Raw genomic sequence first — 22,671 nt, 5'->3', positions numbered from 1 at the left:
ATTTGCTCATTTACCTGATGCAAAGTTTGGAAATGCCTCAGGCGTAAACTATGATAATTATCATGCTTTTCCGTATCTTTGCAAAACTAATTCCCATCCCGCCCATGAGTAAGTGTGAACAATGTATCGTTCGAGAGTTTAGCTCGCTTAAGGCCCTCAATAAAGAGGAACTGCTTAAGATAGCGGACTGCAAGTCGTCCTATATCATCAAAAAGGGTGAGCCTATTTTTGAAGAAGGAGAGAATGTAAACGGTATTTTTTGCGTTCGGGATGGTGTCTGCAAGTTGTCTAAACTGAGTGCCAATGGCAAGGATCAGATCATCAAACTGGTATCGAAAGGAGAATTGTTAGGACAGCGTTCTATGATAAGCGATGAACCTGCCAATTTGAGTGCTATAGCGCTTGAAGACATGGAAGTATGTTTTATACCAAAGAGCGAAATCATGCCATTATTCAACCAGAATAATGCGTTTTCGATGAATGTGATGCGAGCCATTTGCGGCGACCTTAAAGAAGCCGACGATCATGTGGTTGACATGGCACAGAAAACCGTAAGAGAACGTCTAGCCGAAACACTTTTACACTTGAAAGATACCTTTGGTACGCACGAAGATGGAAGCCTTAAAACCCAACTAACCCGTGAAGAAATTGGTAGTATGATTGGAACGGCAACGGAAAGTTGTATCCGTCTCTTGTCTGACTTTAATAAAAGCGGACTTATCGAGCTCAAAGGCAAGAAAATATTTTTAAAAGATATTAAAGGTTTAAAGAGAGAAGCAGAGTAATACGCTTTCTCAGCCATAAACATAATTATATAAAGCACGGATTGGATTTCAGCCCGTGCTTTTTTATTGTAACAAAAACCGGAAAAAACCAACTAATAACCCATAATTGGGTTAAGCCTAAAGAATTATATGGAACAACAGGAAAAAACAAATCTTAGAAAAAGGAACAGTATCAAGAACGTACTGCTGGTTACTTTTACATTTGTTGTATCCTATGTGACCGTGTTTATCATCTTTCCGTATTCGTATTGGCATAATTTTTTTGCCATGCCAGTCTACAAGCAGGTAGAAGACATGTTGGTTAACCTGGTATTTTGTATTGCTATTGTATGGTTTAGCCTTTTTATAGACCGTAAACTCAACAAGAGAATTTCGTGGATGGTGCATCCTCTGAAACGGTTGCTGATACAAGCCTTGTTTCAGATTTTAGGGGCTTTGTTCCTAATTATCTGTCTGGCGTTTTTGTACCTGATATTTGGTGCCGCCAATACGGCTCAGCCTTCGCCCATTGGTTTGCGTGAAGGATTGTATACCGTTATTTCGATTATGTTATGGGCCTTGATGGTCAGCGCTCTTAATACGGGTGATTTTCTGTTGCACAACTGGAAAGAAGCTACTGTAAAAGCAGCGGAGCATGAAATCAATGCAGCCCGGAACAAACAATTGGCTTCCGAAATCGAATTGCAGGCGCTTAAATTACAACTCGACCCGCATTTTGTATTCAACAACCTGAGCGTACTTTCAGAATTGATATTAAAAGACCAGCAATTGGGGTATGAGTACACAGAAAATTTTACTAAAGTCTACCGCTATTTGCTTGTCAATTCTAAAAAAAAGCTGATACCTTTATCTGAAGAATTGAAATTTCTGAACGCTTATCTTTTTCTGATACGCCATAGGATGGGAGAAGGCTGTGTTTTTAAGATTGATATCGAAGCATCAAAACTCAGAATGATGATTCCGCCTGTTACGTTGCAGTTATTTATTGAAAATGCCCTGAAATACAATCGCACAGAAGAAGAAAATCCGCTACTAGTAGCCATTTATTCGAATGATAATGAGGAATTGGTCGTATCTAACAACTTGTTGCCTTTGGTTAACAAGATGGATTCTACAGGAATCGGACTAAAAAATATCATCGATCGCTATGCTTTATTAAGCGATAGGAAACCTTCTGTTGAGCAGGATAGTAAAACCTTTACCGTTAAAGTACCACTTATCTCATGAGCGCATTACGAAACATATTGATACTTGAGGACGAAAAACTAAATTCAGAACGTCTGCTGAGATTATTGTCTCAAATTCGGCCAGATGTCAAGGTTGCAGGCATTATGAGCAGTGTTGCTAAAGCTGCAGACTGGCTTTCTGAAAACGAATGCCCGGACTTGATACTGATGGATGTACAACTGGCTGACGGGTTGAGTTTTGAAGTTTTTAATCGGGTTGAGGTTAAATGTCCCGTGATATTTACGACCGCATATGATGAGTATGCCGTCAAAGCGTTCAAATATAATAGTTTGGATTATCTGCTAAAACCAATAGATAAGGACGAATTAGAGGCCGCTTTAGCCAAGTTTGAACAGGCCGTACAAACACCACAATTGCCGCAGGCTTTGATGGAAGGATTGTTAGCCAAAATGCAACCAAAGGAATACCGCACACGTTTCCTGTTGCCCTATCGTGATGCCTATCGCAAAATCAATGTTGAAGATATTGCCTTTTTTTATTCGCATCTGAACATTAGCTATGCCTATCTTTTTACTAATGAAAAGGTCGTAGTGCCACAAACTTTAGAAGCCTTGGAACAAGAATTGGAACCTAGAAATTTTTTCAGAGTGAACCGTCAGTATATCGTACAGGCTAATTCTATTGAACAGGTACAGAATTACTTCAATGGCAAGCTAAAACTTAAAATCAAAAATGCCCCGGAAGAAGTTATTGTTAGTCGTACAAAAGCACCTTTGTTTAAGGAGTGGCTCGATTATTAGAAATGGAAATTGATAACAGAACTTCACATCAAAACAAATTCTAAATAAGTTTTTTTTGCTTTGCGGCTCTGCGTCTTTGCGTGAAATAATTGCTCGCAAAGACGCAGAGCCGCAAAGTTCACTTTCATTTTATACAAACTCGTAAATCTGTGGCTAAAAAAGAGGTGCTAAGGTTCTAAGGCACTAAGATTAAAAGGTTTCTTAAGTCCGCATAATTATTTTAATCCGTGATAATCTGCGTACTAAACAAAAAATACAACTGAATCTAGCCAGTTAAAAATCACTTCACTTCGCTCTACAGACATTTCACCTTTTAGTTTGGACGTTTCACTCAGGAAACCTCCCAAAGGCCCCAACGCTGCTCATAATTTTGCCCCATCAAAATAATAAAACAGAAGAATTATGAAAAAAAGTAATGCAATGGGCAGAATGGGAATGGCTCATGGAGAAACAAAATTGGGAGTGCAAAATGGAATGAAATTGCTGTTGGCTCTTTTTATGGTATTGTCTGCAATGGGTGTTTCAGCTCAAAAAAGCGCAGTGTTGGATGCCTTTGCCAAACATGGTATTGATACGGGTGTTCTTAATCCTGAAAACCTGCAACTGCCTAAGAATTATGCTTATGAACTCCAACAGACTACAATAACTTCTGCAAGCCAAAAAGTAATCAGGGCACAATTTGATCCGTCATTGCCTAAAGAAGAACAATGGACAGTACTTACGGTAGACGGTAAATCGGCTTCCCGTTCAGATACCAATTCTTTTCGTAAGAATCAGAAAAAAGAGCAGCCGGCTGCCCAGACAGATGATGCGACCTATAGAGTTGAAAAAGAAACACCAGCCCAATTGATTATAAGCTACAAGCAGAATCCAAATCCTTCTGATAAAGATGCCGCTTTTATGAAAGACTGCCGAATGTATATGACCATCAATCTTAAGACTAAAAAAGTAGAACAGGTACAGGCAATCAATGAAAAACCTTTAAAAATCAAAATGCTGAATGCCGAAAAGTTTGATCTTACTATAAAATACAGCTGGAACGAACAGGCAAAACGTTATTTTACTACCACCGAAAATCTGGATATGTTAGCCAAATTCTTAGGACAAGCAACACCAGTTCAAACGCTTTCAGAATATTCCAATTATAACAAAAGATAACGGTATTCAACCCAATTAGAGTTGACTGTTGATTTTTACCGCCCCGCAGGCACCTTATCAATTCCTATCTTGACCCAAAGCCAAGGAATTGATGTAGGAGTTTGCGGGGCAATTTTTATATAAATATCAAGAAATGGTGTTGGAATAAAAGTATAAATTGTATTGCTTAGGTTCAAAATTCTTTTGATAAAAAGGTTTATTTTATACCAATCAAAATAATTAAAGCTACTTTTTTTGTTTCCCGATTAATAATGTTTGAGTAAACACTATAAATTTACGCCTTAGTATAAACCTGACAAAGATTAATTCTATTTAAATAATATGAGAAACATAATTTTTATATGCTTCTTTCTTATAGGATGTGCAAAATATAATCGGAGTGAAATTCAATCCGATATAAGTATCAAGCTAACTAACACTTCAATAAAAGATAGCACTGATTTAAAAATCACTATAACCAACAATACTCTAAAGAATTATTATCTTTTATATAGCAGTAAAAGCATAAATGATATAATGAAAGAATTTAATAATGGAGAATCTTTATATACGATAGGTGCAGTTATTGGAGATGATGAGAATTTGGGACCGGATATTGTATTACATGATGGCTCATGCCCTATAGATATACATGTCCACACGACTAAAGATATTTTAAAACTAAAACCCAAACAAAAAGTAAAACTTAGTATTCCTTTCAAGATGAAAACGAATATCTCTGAAGATTGCTATTATGGATATGAAACTGACATGATGGATTTTAATAAACAATACTACGTTTCTGCGAATTATTATATTGGTAACGAATATTTTAAAAATGCTTTGTCTAAAACCGTTAAAGATTCTCTAGAACAAATGGGGTATGAATTGTATGGGAAAGAAATTATTTCTAATAAGGTTCCTTTGATTTTAAAAAAATGAACAGAATGAAGAGAAACGATTTCGTAAATGATTGGAAAAAGATAATTTTTATTTGTTTCGTCCTTATAGGATGTGCAAAATATCATCGAGGTGAAATACGATCGGATATAAGTATCAAACTGACTAATCGTTCAATAAAAGATAGCACTGATTTAAAAATAATCATAACTAACAATTCTCTTAAGAATTACTATCTTTTATATAGTGGTAAAAGTGCCAATGATATTATGAAAGAATTTAACAATGGCGAATCTTTATATACTATAAGTGCGGTTCTTGTTACTGATGAAAATTCGAGTCCGGATATTGAACTACATGATGGTTCATGCCCCATTGATATAATTACCCATACTACTAAAGATATTTTAAAATTAAAACCCAAACAAAAAGTAAAACTTAGTATTCCTTTCAGAATGAAAACGAATATCTCTACAGATTGCTATTATGGATATAAAACTGACATGATGGTACCAAATAAACAATATTATGTTTATATGAGGTATTCTATTATTAACGAGTATTTTAAAAATGCTTTGCCTAAAACCGTTAAAGACTCTTTAGAACAAATGGGATATGAATTATATGAACCGAAAATTATTTCTAATAGAGTTCCTTTGATTTTAAAAAAATGAGTAGAATGCCCACTGGCTTCAGTTGGCACACCAATGTTATTTCCAAGAAATTAAACTATGAAAAATACACTAGTATATATAGGGATCATTTTTTTACTGATAAGTTGTACAAGCGATATAAAAACAGGAATTCCTTTTGAAAGTATTTCTATAGAGATGGCAAAACAAAATAAAGTTCTTATCTCCGTTTACCGTCCAAATAATAATGAAATAATAAACAAGGGAAAGAAAGTAAAAATTATAGAAGTATGGTCAGAAAATTCATGGTGTTATAAGGATACAGATAGGAACATTGAAAAACTAAAGAATGTAAATTTTATTATTCGATTTGACAAAGAAATGGAAGAACTTACAAGTTTAAAAGGTCGGCGATTAGGTGAAAAAAATAGAGAATTTGGAACAACAAATCATAGACTTTTTACGCATTTAATAAATTCTGAACAGAAAGAAAATAAACTTATCTTTCTTTTTGAATCAGATAAAGGCACAATTCCTATAGAGTTCGTAAAAGTTCCTAAAAATTAGATTGTGAAGCAAAAATTTCTTTGAATAGTATAAGAAAGTAGTAACATAAATACATTGGCAATTCATGGAGCCATTATCATAAAGACGATTACCTAAATTTTAATTTTATGTTGAAACATTTGTCAATAATATTGTGTTTTTTATCATGTATTTCAATTAACCAACAAGATATTGAAAATGATATCGCTGGTGTTATTGATGTTTTTGACCAACAAAGAATCAAAGACTCCGCTGGAAAGCCATCGGTTTATGTATGTGATGAAATTTTACCGATTGATAACGCTCTTGGCATAAAAGAATATCTTATTTCAAAAAAAGATGTATATCCTGACTTCAATATTGATGGCTATTTTAATAACCAAACGCAGGAAAAAGTTTTTTTACAGAAAATTCCAAATAAAAAAATATTTTCAGCTAAAACACTGAATGATATTTATCTGAAAATGACTAAAAGAGAAGACTTTTGGAATCTATATGAAAAATCTATTGGCAAATCGGGCTATTGGAAATTTTATTTGCCCATTTATAATAAAGATAGAACGGAATTCTTTTTATATTTTGAAGAGAATGATTTTAAGATGGGAGGAGCAAACCGGTTGTGTTTATTCAAAAGAGAGGGCAATACAATTATATTAAAAGACCTTTTTTTAATTGGGTTTTAGAATCTTGCCTTATTTTATCCTATCGTTTTCTAACCTTTCTATCTCTTCACTCCAACCATCTTCCCAATACATTTTTATAGCATTAATAATACCATTACTATCACTTAAAAACTCAATCTGATAATCTTCGCCTGCCTGAAAAAGGGTTTCGGTTATAGGTTTCAGACTTTTATACTGAATAGTAGGCTGGTTCGTATCACGTATTTTTAACTCATTATTTTCAAATTTCACTTCAAATTCAGCATAGCGTCCTTCATATTTTTTAGCGATACTACTGCTGACAGTTATTACTGTTGTTTTTGATTTATAATAATTAAGCAGCCAGCTTATTTTCTTCTTTTCGTTTTCATCTGCTGATAGTAATTTCTTCTTTAAAATATCTTGCTGAGCCATCAGTAGGCTATTTTCAGAAGTTGCAGGAATATCAGGAATGACACCTTTGCCTTCCCAATCAGTTTTAGTTATTGCATTTTCAAATCGGGCGTAGGGTATGAATCCAACAAAACCATTACCTAAGCTAAAACTTCGTGTAAGATGGGCACCGCCACGTGTAGTTTCGCCAATAACCATCGCTTTTTTTAGGTATTGCAAAGCATAAGCAAAACCTTCGGCAGCAGAAAAAGTAGCAGAGCTTGTAAGAATATAGATGGGCTTATTAAAGAATAATTTTTCAGATTTCTTTTTAGCACTGCCTACATAACTATCGGTCCATTTGTTTTCTATCCGGTTAAAAGCCCTGCCTGAATAAGTCCGGTTTTCAAAAAAATAGTTGAGTATTTCATTTACCATAGTTCCATTGCCACCATAGTTATTACGCAGGTCTATTATCAGCGCATCTGTATTACTGATAAATTGCATTACAGCCGCTAGCGTTTTATTGGCTTCTTTTCCTGGTTTCGCAAAGTTTGTAAATTCTATATAGCCTATGTTGGATGGAAGAATCTGAACTTTCCTAAAATAGAAATTCTTTTGCCTCTCTTTGTTGAGGTCAGCTAGTGATATTTTCTCTGCATTCTTGCCAGAAGCATTGAATTTTAGGATGTCGTTTTCAAGTCCGGGATTATACGCTATGCGAATGTGTTTGTCTTTGCTGATAAAGAAAATGTTTTTGGTCAGCTCATTTTCTAATTCGGTTGGATTGTTGAGCGAATCATATTTTGCTGTCGCATACAATTTCTTTAGGTAGTCTGTTATTTCTTCAGCCTTATCAGGATAGACATAATACGCATGAATCACATGTGTCAGATTTTCCAGCAACTGAAGTTTTTCTTCCTGGCTAATGATTGTCTTTTGTGCAAAAAGAAAAGAAGGGCAGGCTGTTAGTGTGATAAATAAAACAAGATTTCTCATATACATAATTTTTACCCGAAAGTAACAGAGGTTTATGATAGAGGCTATTTACAAAAGCTTTGTTTTATCTTTAGAAAATATTTTAATGCTTTATAAAAACAAAACACTCTTATTTTTACAGTCATCTTTTACCTTTAAAAATGAAGCAGCAGGAATTTATCATTAACGGTCGTTTTTTAGTCACACCGTCCATAAACGCAATTACGAATTTACAAACCCAAAAAGGAATAAGGCTGGAAGCACGCCTGATGCAGTTGTTATGCCTTTTGGCAGAACAGGGTGGAGAAGTTGTAACACGAGAATATATCATTAAGGAAATCTGGAACGACTATGGAGGCGGTGATGAAGGTCTTTCACAGGCCATATTTCATTTAAGAAAAGCTTTGGATGACACCAACAAAGAAATTATAGAAACGATTTCTAAAAAAGGATATGTACTGCATGCCGTTAGTACAGATGCAAAAAGTAACACAGTAGCTGTATCCAAACCAAAATCAAAAAAACTAATTCCCATTCTTTTAGCAATAGCTGTTTTTATAGTACTGGCTGTCATTCTTCCCAATGCAATTAAAAAGAACAAACCAGTGCAAAAGGAGCCGATGGAAATGCCTTATCCGGAACTTAATGGAGACGCTCATACTATTACGACCATCGATACTGACGGTACAAAATACAAACTGATACAAATAGGCGACGGCAGACCTGATTTCTACATCAATGACAAACAGATTGGAATTGAAGAACAGGAAAAGTATAAACTGCTTATTAATAAAATGAGTGAAGCTTTACAGAAGAAACAGTAAATAATAAATGATTAAGAAATCTAGTCAAATATTTTTTTAATCCAGAAATGCCCATAAACAAAGACATAACAATTTTTTAAAATAATTTGATACAATACGCATTATAAAATTTGTAACAAAAAATAATAATGTATGACAAATGTGTAATTGTAATAACATAGAGGTATGTTATTAGTAAACTATTAAGCTTAAAACTAAAACCGAAATGACAAACAAATTATTTAAAATCATCTTATCTGCGGGTTTCTATGGAGCGGTATTCTTCATGGCTACAGAAACCGTGACTGCGCAGAATCTTAGCGAGAAGTTGACTACGGATCCTAAGACAACTACAGGTGTATTGAAAAACGGAATGAAATACTACATCCGTCCAAATAGCAAGCCTGAGAAAAAAGTAGAACTTCGCCTGCTTGTAAATACAGGTTCTCTTATGGAGGACGATGATCAGCAGGGACTTGCTCACTTTACAGAGCACATGCTTTTTAACGGAACTAAGAACTTTCCAAAAAATAAACTGGTAGACAACCTGCAGTCAATGGGAGTACAATTTGGTGCCGACCTGAATGCAGAAACAGGATTTGATACTACGGTTTATATGTTGCCTATTCCTACAGATAATCCTAAGAACCTGGAAACAGCTTTCCAAATCCTGCAAGATTGGGCTCAAGGTGCTTTGATGACAGATAAAGATATTGACGAAGAAAGAAAAGTAGTACTTGAGGAAGCAAGAGCAAACCTGGGTGCTATTAGCAGACTTAGAAAAAAATTCCTTCCGCCTCTTTTAAATTCTAAATACAGCGACAGGCTTCCAATCGGGAAAGAAGAGCTGTTAAAGACATTTAAACCAGATGTTTTAAGAAGATTCTACAAAGACTGGTACCGTCCGGATTTAATGGCAGTAGTGGTAGTAGGAGATGTTACGGCTGCACAAGGAGAAGCTTTGGTAAAAAAATACTTCAGCTCGCTTGTTAATCCAAGTAACCCAAGAGAGCGTGTAGCTTATGGTTCTGCCGGATATACAAAACAAGAAGTAATGTTCCTGACAGATCCTGAGCAAACTACAACAAGATTATCTCTTAATTTCTCTCCAAGAAAAACAGAAGCTGACAAAACAGTTGGTGATTACAGAAATACATTAGTTGAACAGTTAGCTTTTAGTGCTATAAACCGTCGTTACCGTGATCTTGCAGCAGAAGGAGTACCGCCTTTCGCAGCAGCACAAACAGGTAATTCAAGCTATATCAGAAACTATCAGGCATTAAGCCTTACAGTTGTACCGGTAGCAGACTTAACTACGGCTCTTAATGCTGCTGTAAAAGAACTATTAAGCATTGAAGAATACGGTTTTACTAAAGACGAATTAGAACTGGTTAAAAAGAACTTGCTAAGCTATGCTGAAAAACAGTATAACGAACGTAATACGACCAATTCGGCAGCTTATTTGGGCGATTATGAAGAAAACTTCTTCATAGGTCAGGCTGCTCCTGGTATTGAAAAAGAAGTAGAATTATACAAAACGTTACTTCCGGGCATTACACCAGAAGAAGTTACTGCTGCTTTCAAAAAACTGTTTTCAAAAGAAGACAAGCAGAAATTCTTTGCTTATGTTATGAGCTCTGAAACAAAAGATGCGCTTATCAATAATGATGCTACCTTGTTAGCCGCTATACAAAAATCATTTACCCAAAAAGCAGAGAAAAAAGCAGAAGTTGCAATAAGCACTACGCTTTTGGATAAAATGCCTGCAAAAGGGAAAATTACTAAAGTAGAGAAAGACGCAAAATTAGAAGCGACTACCTATACGTTAAGCAACGGAGTTAAAGTTACCGTAAAACCAACTACATTCAAAAGTGATGAAATCCTTTTTACAGGTGTTAAAAAAGGAGGGACAAATGCGTATGGAGCTGCTGATAAAGCAACAGTATCTATGTTGACTACTGTAATTGAAACAATGGGTTATGGTAAATTTACGCCTACAGACCTAAGCAAATCATTAGCAGGAAGAAATATTTCGGTAGACCAATCTATGGGTGAAACTACCAATGAAATAGGAGGAAGATCTGATATTAAAAATCTTGAAGGCCTTTTGCAATTGAACTATCTGGAACTAACAGAACCTCGTTTGGACCAAAACCTGTTCAACGGATATGTTAGCAAAATGCAGATGCAGCTTAAATTCATCAAATCAAACCCACAGGCAGCTTTTGTTGATACGCTTGTTAATGTAATGTATAACAACAATCCGCTTCGACCTATGGTAATACCTACAGAAGCGCAAATCAAATCAATAAGCCCAGAACGTGCTGTAGAAATCTACAAAAACGAATTCGGAAAAGCAGATGGTTACCACTTCTTCTTGGTAGGAAATGTAGATGAAAACACACTAAAACCATTATTAGAGCAATATTTGGCTTCTCTGCCAACAAGTGGAAAAGAACCTAAGTTTGTGGATAACGGATTGAGATTAAAATCAGGAAACAACAAATTCATGTTCAATAAAGGAACAGAACCTAAGAGTCTTGTAGTAATGCAATATTTTGGAGAACTTCCATATACTGAAGACATGGCGCTTAAAGCAGATATGATGGGTGATATCCTTACGATTCGTGTTATCGAGAAACTTCGTGAAGAAATGGGATCTATCTATAGCGGTGGCTTTAGCGGATCGATGGAAAAAGAACCGTATTCTCAGTATGTTATCCAAACACAACTACCTACAGGGCCTGAGAGTGTTGATGCGATCCTAAAACAAACTGAAGCTGAGGTAGCTAAGCTTAAGAAAGATGGTCCGGAAGCGAAAGACTTAGAAAAAGTAAAGATTGCTATTATCGAAAAAAGAAGAGAAGACATCAAGACAAACCAATATTGGATTGGTAAATTGCAACAGCTTCAATTCTCAGGAAATAGCGTAGACAGATTCTTGAATTTTGAAAAAGAAATCAATAAGATTACAGTTCAGGATATGAAGGCAGCAGCAAACAAATTCTTTGACGGAAAGAACAGCTTTATAGGAGTTCTTAACCCAGAAAAATAAACCTGATCGTTTTATAAATACAAGAAGGCCGCCCCAATGGGCGGCCTTTTTTATGTTATTTAGTGCGTCAGACTATTATTGCTTGACTACTTTTAATGTTTTGACCTGATCGCCTGCATGTACTTTTACCAGATAGGTACCGCTAAGCAGGCCGGACATATCAATTTGGCTTTCGGAAGCATTAATCTTTTTAAAGAGCACTTGCTGACCTAAAAGATTAAATACAACAGCTTCAGACATATCTTCTTGATACGACAGACTCAATATGTTTTTTACAGGATTTGGATACGCCTTAAAATGCGTATCATCAAAAGGCTGTGTGCCTAGTGAGTTTTCTGTAATATTGAGCGTATAGGCAAAACTTTGAGGAGCAGGCTGAGTAGATAATATGATATAATAGGTTGTTCCTGCGGTCACGGCAAGTCCATTAATTTCTCTGTTACCGTTTAGAAAATCTCCTGCAGCACAGGCTATGGCACCGGTTCCTATAGCGCTACAACTTGGATAGACTAAGATTGCCGTCCATCCCGGAGCACCTGGAATTTGAATGTTGATTGACTGGTTGGTTGTAGGCGTATAGGCATAAACACTCTCATCGCCACCCAAATAATGGTTGTTAGTTCCTTCACAACCGGAATCACCACCTTGATGGAAATCATAATCATCGCCATAATTAATAGTGTTATCATTGGTAGTATAAGGCAATCCGGATATCACAATAGGTTTTTCGCAAATAGCACCAGTAGGCGGCGTGCTCAGGCAGACATTAAACGTAGTAGTAGCACCAGTGTCTGGCGATTCACTAAATACCCTTACATAATACGTAGTGCCAATAGTTAGTCCAAAAACAGTGTTTGTTAACGAAGTATTGATTCTCATACTGGTCAGATTACCACAACTACCGCTTAGTATTTCTACAACAAGTTCTCTTGGCATTCCGTTTATGTTTCGTAAGCTAACCCGATGGGCAGTTTGTGTTGCCGTGAATTTAAACCACACATCATCATTAGGCGTTCCTATTTCTGGATTTCCTTCGCCAGAATCTGTGGCTGAAAGAAGGGTTCCAGCTGTAACAGCCGTACAAGTAGCATTTGGATTAACAGTAAGTACATAAGCACCGGCACAATTGTCATTTGCCGGCGGTGGCGGTGGCGTAGTGATACAGATGTCAAAATCTGTTTGGGTGTTGGCATCAGAACCATACGTAAACACACGGATAAAATAAGTACGACCTATTACTAATCCACGCAAGGAACTCGAAGTAGGATTGAGACTCGGGTCACTAATATGCACACTTAACAGGCCACCACCGCAAGTTCCTTCCAATACTTCATGGACAACAAACTCGGTACCATTTCCGGTGATATTCGTCAATTCGATACGATGCGTAGCTCCTGTGGCAACAAACGTATACCATACATCATCATCAGGCGAACCCGAACCTGCATGAGGCTCATCAGAATTTGTAGCCGATTCAAGCGTACCGGCTGTTTTTAACGTACACGCTGCTGTAGGATTGACAGTCAGGGCAATTGCTTCCGAACAATTATCGTTAACGGGACTGGTGAAAAACGAAACCGTTCGCCACGGACTTTGTGAAGTGCTGCAGACGCTCCTAACATGAAAAAAATGTTTAGTACTTGGAGGTAATGACAATCCCGAAGGCAGGAAAATATTAGATAATGTAGGTGTACCAGCGCCTACCGGATCAGCACTTGTAGTATTCAATACATATTCAAATCCTGCAATTCCGGGAGCGGCATCCCAGGTAATAGGACTGGATCCTACACCGGTAACGGTAAGTCGGGTAGGTGCTCCGCATGACCAGGAACGTAATGTTGGCGAATCAAAGCAGAAGCCGTAGCTCCAGGCAGTTCCTGCCGGATCATCGTCATAAAACAGCCGATAACGGAAACCTGCGAGTTGTGCCGGATTAAAACTTGCAATATTGAGCGTTTCCGAGATATAAGTGGTTTTAGGAAGTGAGCAAAAATTGCTAACAACAAAAGACGTGTTTGCATTGGCGGGAATATTTTCGCCCCATGAAATCCAGGTAGAAGAGACGGGATCCCAATATTCCAGTCTTAAGACATCGTTAGGTTTAGAACGATAACCGTAGGGTACAGTAAGTTCCAATAAAGTTTCACCATTTGCAAAAGCAGCACTCAGGTTAATTACAGGCGATTCAGCCGCAATATTATCCTCATGCGGATTGCCGGAAAAACGATCATTATAAGCAAAGCTTGATGCGGTTCTGGGATCCGATTCAAAAGCTTCGGTGTCTGAATTGTAATTACCTGTAATTGTCCAGGAAGAATTGGGCCAGTTGGCCGGTTGATTTAACGTTTGCGAATACGAGTTCGCTTGCCAGCCTAAAAAGGCCAGCAGTAAGTAACATTTTTTCATAGCTAAATTGTTTTTTTGCCCCAAAATTAGGATTCGTACAGGCAAAAAGGTTCACCTTTATAAAGGTGAACGTGCTTTTAGTTTGAATGATAAGATTTTAACTAAATGATTGTCAGTGTTTTAAAATTTAATAAGTTATATTTTGTAAATTCCTAACAAAAAACTAAACCTTTCTTAAAAAAATAGAAATGTGATTGAAGTTGTGTTAACTTAGTAAGAACACAACCTAAAATTTTTGAGTTATGAAAACAAAAATTGCGTTAGCCGTATTATTGCTGGGATTGGCAATACCGGCAGTAGCCCAAAAGAAAATAACGGAAAGTGAACTACCAAAACCTGCACAGGAATTTCTGCAAAAGCATTTTAGCCACACCACTATAGAAAAAGCCAAGAAAGATGCTGAACATGGCGAAAAAGGCTATGAAGTCAAGCTAAAAGATGGGACAGAAGTAGAATTCTGGAAAGATGGTTCCTATCGTGAAGTAGATGGAGGCAAAAACCCGATACCAACAGCCTTTATTCCGGCATCAATTAAAGATTATGTCGCAGCAAACTATCCAAACGAAAAGATTACCCATATTGATTATGGCCACAAAGATGTAGATGTCGACCTGACCAACAATATCGATTTGGAATTTACAAAAGATGGAAAATTTCTGAAAAAAGATTGATAGTTACCGTAAATAGGAAAAAGAAAACGCAGGACACCCTGCGTTTTTTATTATAATTTCTCCCAGTCTTCCAAACTTTCGACCTTCCAAACTTTCGACCTTTCAACTTTCAACTTTCCAACCTTCAACTTTCTACTCATTTTATGGAAATCCGTAATAAAACTAAGATTGTTATTAGTAGGTTTGGGTAATTTTATAAGATACTATTTACGTTAGTTATTAATTGATGATGGTTTTCGTTGAAGACTGTTAAGAATTGTAAAATAAAAAATTAAGCCTTTAATGGCTCTAACCAATCAATCAACCAAAAAAAAACGCAGGGCAAATACCCTGCGTTTTTTATATATAATTAATTCAAAAATTATTTTTCCAATTTTTTGGAAAGCGTGAAACCTGTGAATAGGCTGATTCCTGCCATGATAAAAACAATAGCCGTATTCGCTGCATCGCTGTCAAGAGTGGTGTAAGCACGGACAATAGAGATAATGAGAAGCCCAATTCCAATACCGATAAGCAACAGAGACAGGTTTAGAAGGAGCAATTTCCATACAGGTATATTCTGAGGGCTACTTTTAAACAGGCTGGCATCTGCGCCTTTTTCAATTAATGCAAGACGTTCGCGGTTACGGGTAGTCAGATAGATATAGAAAATTCCGAAAATTGTAGCGAATAAGCAAATGGGTATAATAATTCGTTCCATGATTGATGATTTTTAAATGTTTATTAATTGTATCTGCACCTTATGACGACAGCTTTCAGATTCCGGTTACATCTTTTTAAAAAAAATAATTATTGGGAATTTCATACCTAATAAAGAAAGCCGATTTTGAACAGCTAACTTTACTAATGAATTTCTATTTTGGCCACAGATTAAAATAATTACACAGATTTAAAGAGTCTATACCAAATGTAAAAGAAATAAAAATTTCACATTTATTTTTATTGATTATTTGAAACCTTACCTCAAAAACAAACTTCTAAAAGTTTATATTTTTCTTGCTTTGCGACTCTGCGCCTTTGCGTGAAATAATTGCTCGCAAAGGCGCAGAGCCGCAAAGTTCCTAATAATAGAAATAATGAATTTACCTGTCTAGTATAAACTTCCTAATATTTCCCACAAACTTTACATCTTAGAGCCTTAGCACCTTAGTACCTCAGAACCTTAGCATCTTAGCACCTCAGTACCTCAGCAACTAAATTTTTTTTACCTTCGCTGTAACCCATCAACTATTAATATCGTCTTACATCCATATGGCACTACCTAACGACCGATATTATATTGACCGGATTATGGAAGGCGACTCCCAGGCTTTTGCGCCATTGGTAGATCGCTACAAAAATCTTGTTTATACCTTAGCCCTACGGATGGTTAAAAATACCGAAGAGGCAGAAGAAGCAGCACAAGACACTTTTGTAAAAGTATTCCGGTCGTTAGAAAAGTTCAAGGGAGAGTCAAAATTTTCGACATGGATCTATAGGATAGCCTATAATACTTGTTTGGATAGGATAAAAAAACATAAATCAGTACCTTTAGCTGTAGCTATTGACGATTATGGCACACGCCAACTTAGGTCGACCGAAAATGTGTTAGACACTTTAGACGATGAAGAACGACATCGTGTCATGCAGGAATGCCTGCAACAGTTGCCGGGTGAAGATGCTTTTTTACTGACTTTGTATTATTTTGAAGAACAATCGCTTGAAGAAATAGCCAAGGTAATAGGCATCAAAGCCAATAACGTAAAAATAAAACTCTTCCGGTGCCGGAAAAAACTAGGTGAAATACTAAGAGCAAAGCTTGAACCTGAAATTATTAGCGAATATGAAAGAGAACGAAAATAAAGAACTGGAAAATTTGATAGACAAGGCAATGAAAAACATGCCGTTGGAAACGCCTTCCTTTGATTTTACATCCCGTGTAATGGCTCAGACCGCTATAGCTCCCCAAAAAGTCATTTCGGCCTATAAACCCATACTGCCAAAAAGTTTTTGGCTGGTGTTGAGCATAATCATAATCGGATTGATATGCTACGCATATTTCTCAGGAACACCACAAGAAGAAATATCCTATGGAGTAGATATAAAACAGATATATAACAGCAAATTAAACAACATCACAAGCGACTTGAATTTCTCTAAAACAACCATGTATGCAGCAGTAGCGTTATTGCTGGCAATGCTGGCACAAATACCTATTATTAGGAATTATTTTCAAGGGAAGTAAGGTTGAAGAGGTACTGAGGAAAGAAGGTACTAAAGGAAAAAGGCTCTAAGGCTTTAAGGGTACTCAGAACCTTACCACCTTAGAGCCTTAGCACCTTAATAACTAACTGTTTGTAAATAAAAATATTTACAATAAACAAAATTATTTATATATTTACTGTTTTATCACCATATAAGCCAGTAAAAATGAAACTATTGATAACCGTAATGTTAAGCGTTTTGCTGTATCAGGCAGAACCGTCTAAAAAGAAGGAAGTATACATCTGCAATAGCCCAAACGGGAAAAGATTCCACTACAAAGAAAATTGCGAAGGACTACAAAACTGTACCCATAAAATAGAAAAAACAACCCTCAAAGAAGCTCGGAAAGCAGGGAAGACTCGTTGTGGTTACGAACGATGAGCCAGTCTTATTCCAGAATTTTAAGAAGCAGTTTGCCATTAGGATCCAATCGAACCTGCTTGGCACCGGCATACTTAGCGCTGGAAAGCTTAAAACGATGCTGCTTGTCCTTAATTGGAAAAGAACCTATCGTTTTTGTTCCATCACCCAATGTAAACTCCACTTCCAGTAAAAAAGGCAAAACATCACCCTCCTGGGCAATCAGCAAGGCATTATCTTTCAAAGTATAACGTATGTGAGGAACCTGTTTGCTTTTAAGCCAAGGCTCCAAAAATGGCTGTACTTTTTTACCGGTAGTTTTAGTAAGCTTGTCCATAAAATGCTGGATAGTCATAGGCTCTTCTGATTGCATAAAGGCTTTCAATCCTTTTTCAAAATCTTCTTTTCCTAGTAACTGTTCAAGCATATAAAACACCCAAACACCTTTATAATAAGAAACTCCGTCATTGGAAACATCATTCCATAAAGAAACTTTGGTATCAAAACCTTCCGAAAAATAAATGTTTTTATAACTCGTTAAATAATCGGTGAAGATAGCTTCTCCATACTGTTTTTCAAGAAAATAACGTTCTGCATAAGAAGCCCAACCTTCCGAAAGGAAATTAGTTGCAGGCCCAATAGGTGTTGTCCAGGCGTGAGCCACCTCATGAGCAAATGGAGCACGAGGAGAAGGCTTGTCTCTCAAAAAATCACTACCTTGTTTAGCGGCTACAATCATATCATTACTTCGGTTAAGCCAGCCATTTGAAGCATTCGAACGATCCTGAACTATAGAAAGGTATTGGCCTTTCGGACTTCCGAATTTTTCGGCCAGCAAATCATAAGCTTCAAGGAAATTCTTATGTAGGACATCTGGATTGGGTTTGAAATCAGTATCACAGAAAACTTCCAACTGATAATCATTCTTTTTATAACGATAGGTTTTCCATTTCTTGTCGTAGTAAAGTCCCAATGCAAAAGTACGCCCGGCTGATCTGGCTTTTATGACTCTCTGGTTTTCTGAAATAGTTTCCTCCTGAGGCAAGCTGGTAGCCAACTGGTAAGCCGATGGTATGGCTACACGAACAGAAAAATCGGCACGGTCGTTAGCGCTTGAAAAACTAAAAAACGGATGCCAGAAAAACTGATTTCTGACGTGTCCAAACGTATCATCAAAATAACCGGAATTTTTATCCTTCTCTAATTTATCGACAATAAGCGTATAAGAAAGTGATAACTGCTGCTCGGCATTAGCTTTGGTTCGTACCCAGAGAATGCCACCATTAAACTGATAATCGGCATCTTTTCCATCAAGCTGTAGTGATGTTATTTTGGCCTTATGATTCAGCATTACAGCAAATCCATAAGATTCCTGAGTGAGGATTTTCATGCTATCGCTCACATCCAAACTACTGTTAACTGGATCAATAGTAGCATTTATGATATGCCCCATTAGAAGGTTTTTACGGTCTATAGACAGTTTTTCTGCAATGGTCCATTTTCCCTCGCTATATTTAAAACGGTAAATGCCGGAGTAGTGTCCCGAGTAAAGGGTTTCATTTCCTGAATTTCCAAAAAGCAATGTACCTGTAAGCAATACCAGGGCACTCTTCTTGTCACTTTCGAGTATTTTTGATGGGCCGGCTTTGCGTATAATCTTCGTTTTGCTTTTATCAAGGCTAAGTAGCAATTCCTGCTGATCTGCTAATGGGAAATTAGTTTTGATATCGTCCTCTGTTCCGGACTCAAAAGCTTTCTCACAACGAAGTATGGCAAAATCAAGGTCGGTTACAGGAACCTGAGCAAATAGAGAACTGCTGGAAATCAACAAAAATAAAAGGGCCGATCGGAATACTTTCATGGGTCGTAGGTATTATCTAGTCGTATCAAAAGATACATCGTTATTTAATCAGGCGGGGGAAGTGGCATGTCACAAATCATGCGTAAGACAAAAATGCAAATTTTATCTTATATTTCTAAAAGAAAACCATTAAAAAATAACAGTTTTTTTCGATATATAGTTCTTGTTACGATAAAGAACAGCAAGAACTGTAAAAGTGCTTCTACAGAAAATTCTTAAAAAAGCACAGCTCTTTTTAAAATAAAATTGTAACTTTAGTTTGGTACACAGTAATTTATGATTAGTTCTTGCTGTGATTTTTTCTTTGCCTTACGTCAATCAATCCTAAATCTATATCTATGAAACAGCCTTACTTTTATTCCCGATTGGTTTTCTGTTCCTGTCTGCTATTTACTACTGCAAGCAAAGCCCAAGAAAAAACGGTTTATCCTTCTGCCGCTGAAAGCGATCCTATAAAAATGGGATGGATGGTAGGTTCGCCGCCACCAGAAAATCGCATACTCCGTTTTGAAGATGGCAGTTTCTTTGAATTTCCGGCATTGCGATGGAGCGTAGCACACATGCGGCAATTTATGCCTACTGTCAATGTTTCACGGGGTTTTGTACCCTCAAATCAATTACATGAAGCGCTTCGGGGCGATATTGCAGATGTGACTTTTATACCATTAGGAGAAAAAGAACCCATGACTTGGGATGAAAGTCTTCAAAAAACCTATGCGGATGGAGTTGTCATATTGCATCATGGCAAAATTGTATATGAAAAATATTTTGGAGCTCTTACGGCCGACGGTCAGCATGCGGCCATGTCTGTAACAAAATCGTTTACCGGCACATTGGGCATAATGCTAGCCAAAGAAGGAATAATCAATGAAAAGAAAAAAGTAACCGACTATATACCGGAACTCAAAAAATCGGCTTTTGGCGATGCTACAGTAAGAGAGGTCATGGATATGACAACAGCCTTGCAGTTTAGCGAAGACTATGCAGACTCGAATGCTGAGATATGGCAATTTTCTGCAGCCGGCAATCCGCTTCCAAAACCCAAAGACTATAAAGGCCCGAAAAGCTATTATGAATACCTGCCGTTGGTTAAGAAAAAAGGTACGCATGGCAAGGCTTTCGGATACAAAACGGTAAATTCTGATGTGCTGGGCTGGATCATTGCACGTGCTACAAAAAAAGATGTCGCAACGGTACTGTCTGAAAAAATATGGAAAAAACTAGGGACAGAGCAGGACGCTTATATATCTGTTGATGCTACAGGAACACCTTTTGCAGGTGGCGGCTATAATCTGGGATTAAGAGACATGGCACGTTTTGGCCAACTCATTCTGGATAACGGTTTTGCAAATGGATACCAAATCATCCCGAAAGTTGCTATAGCAGACATCAAAAAAGGAGGCAACAAAAAAGCTTTTGCTAAAGCAGGTTATCCGCTGCTAAAAGGATGGAGCTACAGAAATATGTGGTGGATTACCCATAACGAACATGGTGCATTTTGCGCCCGTGGTGTGCACGGCCAGGTTATTTACATTGACCCTAAAGCCGATATGGTTATTGTGCGTTTTGCCTCTCATCCCGTCGCCTCAAATGCAGCCAATGACCCGTATTCAATCCCGGCTTATCATGCAGTTGCGAAGTTTTTGATGAGCTTAAAATAGTTGGTAGGGGATAGTTGATAGGGAATAGTGGAAAGTGGAAAGTGGAAAGTGGAAAGTGGAAAGTGAAAAGAGTGGCTAAGGTTTTAGGAGCTAAGTTTAGTTTGAAAACTTAAATCTGTGTAATCATCTAATCTGTGGCTAAAATCCCAAATCTAAAATTTAAAGTCAAAAATCAAAAATCAAAAGTCTCAAGTCAAAAATCTTAAATCTTAAATCAGAAATCTAAAATCAAAAGATCTTAAATAAAAAAGAGCAGCTTTACCCACCGCTGCTCTTTTCATAATGAAACTAAACAAAATAGTAATTTTACTTTTTCACAAGTCTTTCAATAGAAGTTTCATTATTTGTTGATTGAATTTCTACAAAATATAATCCAGACTGTAACGAAGAAATGTCAAGCATTTCTTTGCTATTAGAAAAACGTGCCGCTTGTTTTCCGGTAGCATCATAAATCACAACCGATTTCACATCTTCATCTGTTCTGATTGAAAATTGATTGTTGGAAGGATTCGGGTAAATGGCAAACTTTTTTGCTGCCTCTATCTCGTCAACGCCCAAAACCGGAGCCAATGGAACATCAATCTGGTAACCTCTGTTTGCACCGTGATAGGCCAAAGCAAAACTGGCTGAGCTCATTCTTGAAAAAGCAAAATCGATAGAAGTATTAGCATATACAAAAGTATAATCGCTTGAACTTGCTGTGTCAAAAGCTCTTGTAGCCACAATAGTTCTGGTTCCTGCAGCAACCGTGTTTGACGTGACAGTCCAGTTATTGGTATCTGGAGTTGGAGCAGAGCCTATACCATTATGAACGGCATCTATCAATGTAGTTCCGTTATAGTAAACTACATCTTGTCCGGCTTCCATTCCTTGACCTTGACCAAATGATCCGAATTGTAAAGCAAACCAGCGGTCAGAAGGTCCGGTTAACGTTAACGTAGCAGTAGAATTGGTACTGTTCAGGTCAATTTTAGCAGTCATACCCGCAAGCAGGTTTACTGTTCCTGTGGATTTTGTCTGGGCCTGTGCAACAAGTGCTAAAAGTCCCAGAGACACTGTGAGTAGTGTTTTTTTCATAGTTTTTAGTTTTTAAAAAGGTTAATGATTTCTTGATTTCTGGTATCGATGGCATATTCAAAAGGTGCCTTGCCTTGTTTGTCTTTTTGTGTCTTGTCTGCTTTATAGCGCAGTAGTAATTCGATAAGTTCTTTGTTCTTGAACTGTATGGCATAAAGCAGCGGAGTCATTCCGGCAGGATCAGCAATATTCGGATCGGCCTTTTTTTTCAGCAAGGCTTCGGCCAGCTTAATATTTCCTTTTACAGCAACTGCAGCCAGTGCTGTGCCACTTGAACTGCTATAATTGATGTTTTTGGCATTCTCTGTAAGATATTCGGCAACAGGAAGATTGCCTCTGTAACAAGCCAGAATCAAGGGCGTAAAACCCATTGCATTCGTTTTGTTGATAGTATCTGGATTTTTGGCAACCAAAGCTTTTATTTCTTCAACAGTACCATATCGGGCAGTATCAAAAACATCTTTTGGGCCTTTGTTTTGTGCAATTGCAGAAACAGTAACCAGAAATAGAAGTGATAAAAGTTTTTTCATGTT

Annotated in this window: 21 protein-coding genes; 15 read left to right on the top strand and 6 right to left on the bottom strand. The window is 37.1% G+C overall.

Features of this window, described 5'->3' with window-relative positions; genetic code table 11:
- Positions 1–104: 104 nt before the first annotated feature.
- The 8 genes from FJA49_RS02615 to FJA49_RS02580 all read left to right on the top strand — a co-directional run bounded on the left by FJA49_RS02615 (position 105) and on the right by FJA49_RS02580 (position 6,671).
- Positions 105–785 (top strand): Crp/Fnr family transcriptional regulator, encoded by a 681-nt coding sequence (locus tag FJA49_RS02615; RefSeq protein ID WP_139998549.1) that lies wholly within the window; start codon positions 105–107, stop codon positions 783–785.
- Between the two features lie 129 nt (positions 786–914).
- Entirely contained in the window at positions 915–2,012 is a 1,098-nt protein-coding gene (locus FJA49_RS02610) for a sensor histidine kinase (protein ID WP_139998547.1), read from the top strand.
- Positions 2,009–2,773, top strand: coding sequence for a LytR/AlgR family response regulator transcription factor (locus tag FJA49_RS02605; protein WP_139998545.1), 765 nt, complete (start codon positions 2,009–2,011; stop codon positions 2,771–2,773). Before FJA49_RS02610 ends, FJA49_RS02605 begins: the two co-directional genes overlap by 4 nt.
- 402 nt (positions 2,774–3,175) lie before the next feature.
- Complete coding sequence (locus FJA49_RS02600; protein WP_139998543.1) at positions 3,176–3,931, top strand: hypothetical protein; 756 nt, start codon at positions 3,176–3,178, stop codon at positions 3,929–3,931.
- Between the two features lie 516 nt (positions 3,932–4,447).
- Positions 4,448–4,852 carry a hypothetical protein gene (locus tag FJA49_RS02595; protein ID WP_139998541.1) on the top strand — a complete coding sequence of 135 codons (405 nt, stop codon included), beginning with the start codon at positions 4,448–4,450 and terminating at the stop codon, positions 4,850–4,852.
- Positions 4,853–4,857: 5 nt separating this feature from the next.
- Positions 4,858–5,484: a hypothetical protein gene (locus FJA49_RS02590; protein WP_139998539.1), complete on the top strand. Its 627-nt coding sequence runs from the start codon at positions 4,858–4,860 to the stop codon at positions 5,482–5,484.
- 57 nt (positions 5,485–5,541) lie between these two features.
- The gene (locus tag FJA49_RS02585) at positions 5,542–6,009 is read left to right on the top strand and encodes a hypothetical protein (protein WP_139998537.1); all 468 of its coding nucleotides are present in this window, start codon (positions 5,542–5,544) and stop codon (positions 6,007–6,009) included.
- 107 nt (positions 6,010–6,116) lie between these two features.
- Positions 6,117–6,671: a hypothetical protein gene (locus FJA49_RS02580; RefSeq protein ID WP_139998535.1), complete on the top strand. Its 555-nt coding sequence runs from the start codon at positions 6,117–6,119 to the stop codon at positions 6,669–6,671.
- A gap of 9 nt (positions 6,672–6,680) precedes the next feature.
- On the opposite strand, the gene FJA49_RS02575 is transcribed toward FJA49_RS02580, so the two are convergent.
- Positions 6,681–8,021 carry a S41 family peptidase gene (locus FJA49_RS02575; protein WP_158629435.1) on the bottom strand — a complete coding sequence of 447 codons (1,341 nt, stop codon included), beginning with the start codon at positions 8,019–8,021 and terminating at the stop codon, positions 6,681–6,683.
- Positions 8,022–8,161: 140 nt separating this feature from the next.
- Between FJA49_RS02575 and FJA49_RS02570 the strand changes: the two genes are divergently transcribed.
- Together FJA49_RS02570 and FJA49_RS02565 are read left to right on the top strand one after the other, a co-directional pair.
- Positions 8,162–8,824: a winged helix-turn-helix domain-containing protein gene (locus FJA49_RS02570; protein WP_139998531.1), complete on the top strand. Its 663-nt coding sequence runs from the start codon at positions 8,162–8,164 to the stop codon at positions 8,822–8,824.
- Positions 8,825–9,029: 205 nt separating this feature from the next.
- A complete protein-coding gene (locus FJA49_RS02565; protein WP_139998529.1) occupies positions 9,030–11,858 on the top strand; it encodes a M16 family metallopeptidase in 2,829 nt (942 codons plus the stop codon).
- A gap of 75 nt (positions 11,859–11,933) precedes the next feature.
- On the opposite strand, the gene FJA49_RS02560 is transcribed toward FJA49_RS02565, so the two are convergent.
- Positions 11,934–14,264, bottom strand: coding sequence for a T9SS type A sorting domain-containing protein (locus FJA49_RS02560; protein ID WP_139998527.1), 2,331 nt, complete (start codon positions 14,262–14,264; stop codon positions 11,934–11,936).
- Between the two features lie 242 nt (positions 14,265–14,506).
- Between FJA49_RS02560 and FJA49_RS02555 the strand changes: the two genes are divergently transcribed.
- On the top strand, positions 14,507–14,935 hold the full coding sequence (locus FJA49_RS02555; RefSeq protein ID WP_139998524.1) for a PepSY-like domain-containing protein: 429 nt from the start codon (positions 14,507–14,509) through the stop codon (positions 14,933–14,935).
- A 361-nt stretch (positions 14,936–15,296) separates the two neighbouring features.
- Here FJA49_RS02555 and FJA49_RS02550 read toward each other — a convergent pair whose 3' ends face one another.
- Positions 15,297–15,635 (bottom strand): DUF6249 domain-containing protein, encoded by a 339-nt coding sequence (locus tag FJA49_RS02550; RefSeq protein ID WP_139998522.1) that lies wholly within the window; start codon positions 15,633–15,635, stop codon positions 15,297–15,299.
- A 551-nt stretch (positions 15,636–16,186) separates the two neighbouring features.
- Between FJA49_RS02550 and FJA49_RS02545 the strand changes: the two genes are divergently transcribed.
- From FJA49_RS02545 to FJA49_RS02535, 3 genes are all read left to right on the top strand, one after another.
- Positions 16,187–16,777, top strand: a complete 591-nt coding sequence (locus FJA49_RS02545) for an RNA polymerase sigma factor (RefSeq protein ID WP_139998520.1) — start codon at positions 16,187–16,189, stop codon at positions 16,775–16,777.
- Positions 16,758–17,159 (top strand): hypothetical protein, encoded by a 402-nt coding sequence (locus FJA49_RS02540; protein WP_139998517.1) that lies wholly within the window; start codon positions 16,758–16,760, stop codon positions 17,157–17,159. Before FJA49_RS02545 ends, FJA49_RS02540 begins: the two co-directional genes overlap by 20 nt.
- A 185-nt stretch (positions 17,160–17,344) precedes the next feature.
- The gene (locus FJA49_RS02535; protein WP_233590055.1) at positions 17,345–17,560 is read left to right on the top strand and encodes a hypothetical protein; all 216 of its coding nucleotides are present in this window, start codon (positions 17,345–17,347) and stop codon (positions 17,558–17,560) included.
- Between the two features lie 7 nt (positions 17,561–17,567).
- Here FJA49_RS02535 and FJA49_RS02530 read toward each other — a convergent pair whose 3' ends face one another.
- Positions 17,568–19,400, bottom strand: coding sequence for a M1 family aminopeptidase (locus FJA49_RS02530; protein WP_139998515.1), 1,833 nt, complete (start codon positions 19,398–19,400; stop codon positions 17,568–17,570).
- A 338-nt stretch (positions 19,401–19,738) separates the two neighbouring features.
- Here FJA49_RS02530 and FJA49_RS02525 point away from each other — a divergent pair, with 338 nt between their 5' ends.
- Positions 19,739–21,061 carry a serine hydrolase domain-containing protein gene (locus FJA49_RS02525; RefSeq protein ID WP_139998513.1) on the top strand — a complete coding sequence of 441 codons (1,323 nt, stop codon included), beginning with the start codon at positions 19,739–19,741 and terminating at the stop codon, positions 21,059–21,061.
- Positions 21,062–21,367: 306 nt separating this feature from the next.
- On the opposite strand, the gene FJA49_RS02520 is transcribed toward FJA49_RS02525, so the two are convergent.
- Positions 21,368–22,138 carry a T9SS type A sorting domain-containing protein gene (locus FJA49_RS02520; protein WP_139998511.1) on the bottom strand — a complete coding sequence of 257 codons (771 nt, stop codon included), beginning with the start codon at positions 22,136–22,138 and terminating at the stop codon, positions 21,368–21,370.
- 5 nt (positions 22,139–22,143) lie between these two features.
- The gene (locus FJA49_RS02515) at positions 22,144–22,668 is read right to left on the bottom strand and encodes an ankyrin repeat domain-containing protein (RefSeq protein ID WP_139998509.1); all 525 of its coding nucleotides are present in this window, start codon (positions 22,666–22,668) and stop codon (positions 22,144–22,146) included.
- Positions 22,669–22,671: the final 3 nt, after the last annotated feature.

This window comes from Flavobacterium microcysteis (genome assembly GCF_006385255.1).
GTDB lineage: Bacteria > Bacteroidota > Bacteroidia > Flavobacteriales > Flavobacteriaceae > Flavobacterium > Flavobacterium microcysteis.
Note: the sequence above shows the minus strand (reverse complement) of the source record. Positions and strands in the feature narration are given on the sequence as shown.

Bases quoted from the DNA above. Each gene is read 5' to 3' on its own strand.
- FJA49_RS02615 (WP_139998549.1), top strand. From the start codon at position 105: ATGAGTAAGTGTGAACAATGTATCGTTCGAGAGTTTAGCTCGCTTAAG.
- FJA49_RS02610 (WP_139998547.1), top strand. From the start codon at position 915: ATGGAACAACAGGAAAAAACAAATCTTAGAAAAAGGAACAGTATCAAG.
- FJA49_RS02605 (WP_139998545.1), top strand. From the start codon at position 2,009: ATGAGCGCATTACGAAACATATTGATACTTGAGGACGAAAAACTAAAT.
- FJA49_RS02600 (WP_139998543.1), top strand. From the start codon at position 3,176: ATGAAAAAAAGTAATGCAATGGGCAGAATGGGAATGGCTCATGGAGAA.
- FJA49_RS02595 (WP_139998541.1), top strand. From the start codon at position 4,448: ATGAAAGAATTTAATAATGGAGAATCTTTATATACGATAGGTGCAGTT.
- FJA49_RS02590 (WP_139998539.1), top strand. From the start codon at position 4,858: ATGAAGAGAAACGATTTCGTAAATGATTGGAAAAAGATAATTTTTATT.
- FJA49_RS02585 (WP_139998537.1), top strand. From the start codon at position 5,542: ATGAAAAATACACTAGTATATATAGGGATCATTTTTTTACTGATAAGT.
- FJA49_RS02580 (WP_139998535.1), top strand. From the start codon at position 6,117: ATGTTGAAACATTTGTCAATAATATTGTGTTTTTTATCATGTATTTCA.
- FJA49_RS02575 (WP_158629435.1), bottom strand. From the start codon at position 8,021: ATGAGAAATCTTGTTTTATTTATCACACTAACAGCCTGCCCTTCTTTT.
- FJA49_RS02570 (WP_139998531.1), top strand. From the start codon at position 8,162: ATGAAGCAGCAGGAATTTATCATTAACGGTCGTTTTTTAGTCACACCG.
- FJA49_RS02565 (WP_139998529.1), top strand. From the start codon at position 9,030: ATGACAAACAAATTATTTAAAATCATCTTATCTGCGGGTTTCTATGGA.
- FJA49_RS02560 (WP_139998527.1), bottom strand. From the start codon at position 14,264: ATGAAAAAATGTTACTTACTGCTGGCCTTTTTAGGCTGGCAAGCGAAC.
- FJA49_RS02555 (WP_139998524.1), top strand. From the start codon at position 14,507: ATGAAAACAAAAATTGCGTTAGCCGTATTATTGCTGGGATTGGCAATA.
- FJA49_RS02550 (WP_139998522.1), bottom strand. From the start codon at position 15,635: ATGGAACGAATTATTATACCCATTTGCTTATTCGCTACAATTTTCGGA.
- FJA49_RS02545 (WP_139998520.1), top strand. From the start codon at position 16,187: ATGGCACTACCTAACGACCGATATTATATTGACCGGATTATGGAAGGC.
- FJA49_RS02540 (WP_139998517.1), top strand. From the start codon at position 16,758: ATGAAAGAGAACGAAAATAAAGAACTGGAAAATTTGATAGACAAGGCA.
- FJA49_RS02535 (WP_233590055.1), top strand. From the start codon at position 17,345: ATGAAACTATTGATAACCGTAATGTTAAGCGTTTTGCTGTATCAGGCA.
- FJA49_RS02530 (WP_139998515.1), bottom strand. From the start codon at position 19,400: ATGAAAGTATTCCGATCGGCCCTTTTATTTTTGTTGATTTCCAGCAGT.
- FJA49_RS02525 (WP_139998513.1), top strand. From the start codon at position 19,739: ATGAAACAGCCTTACTTTTATTCCCGATTGGTTTTCTGTTCCTGTCTG.
- FJA49_RS02520 (WP_139998511.1), bottom strand. From the start codon at position 22,138: ATGAAAAAAACACTACTCACAGTGTCTCTGGGACTTTTAGCACTTGTT.
- FJA49_RS02515 (WP_139998509.1), bottom strand. From the start codon at position 22,668: ATGAAAAAACTTTTATCACTTCTATTTCTGGTTACTGTTTCTGCAATT.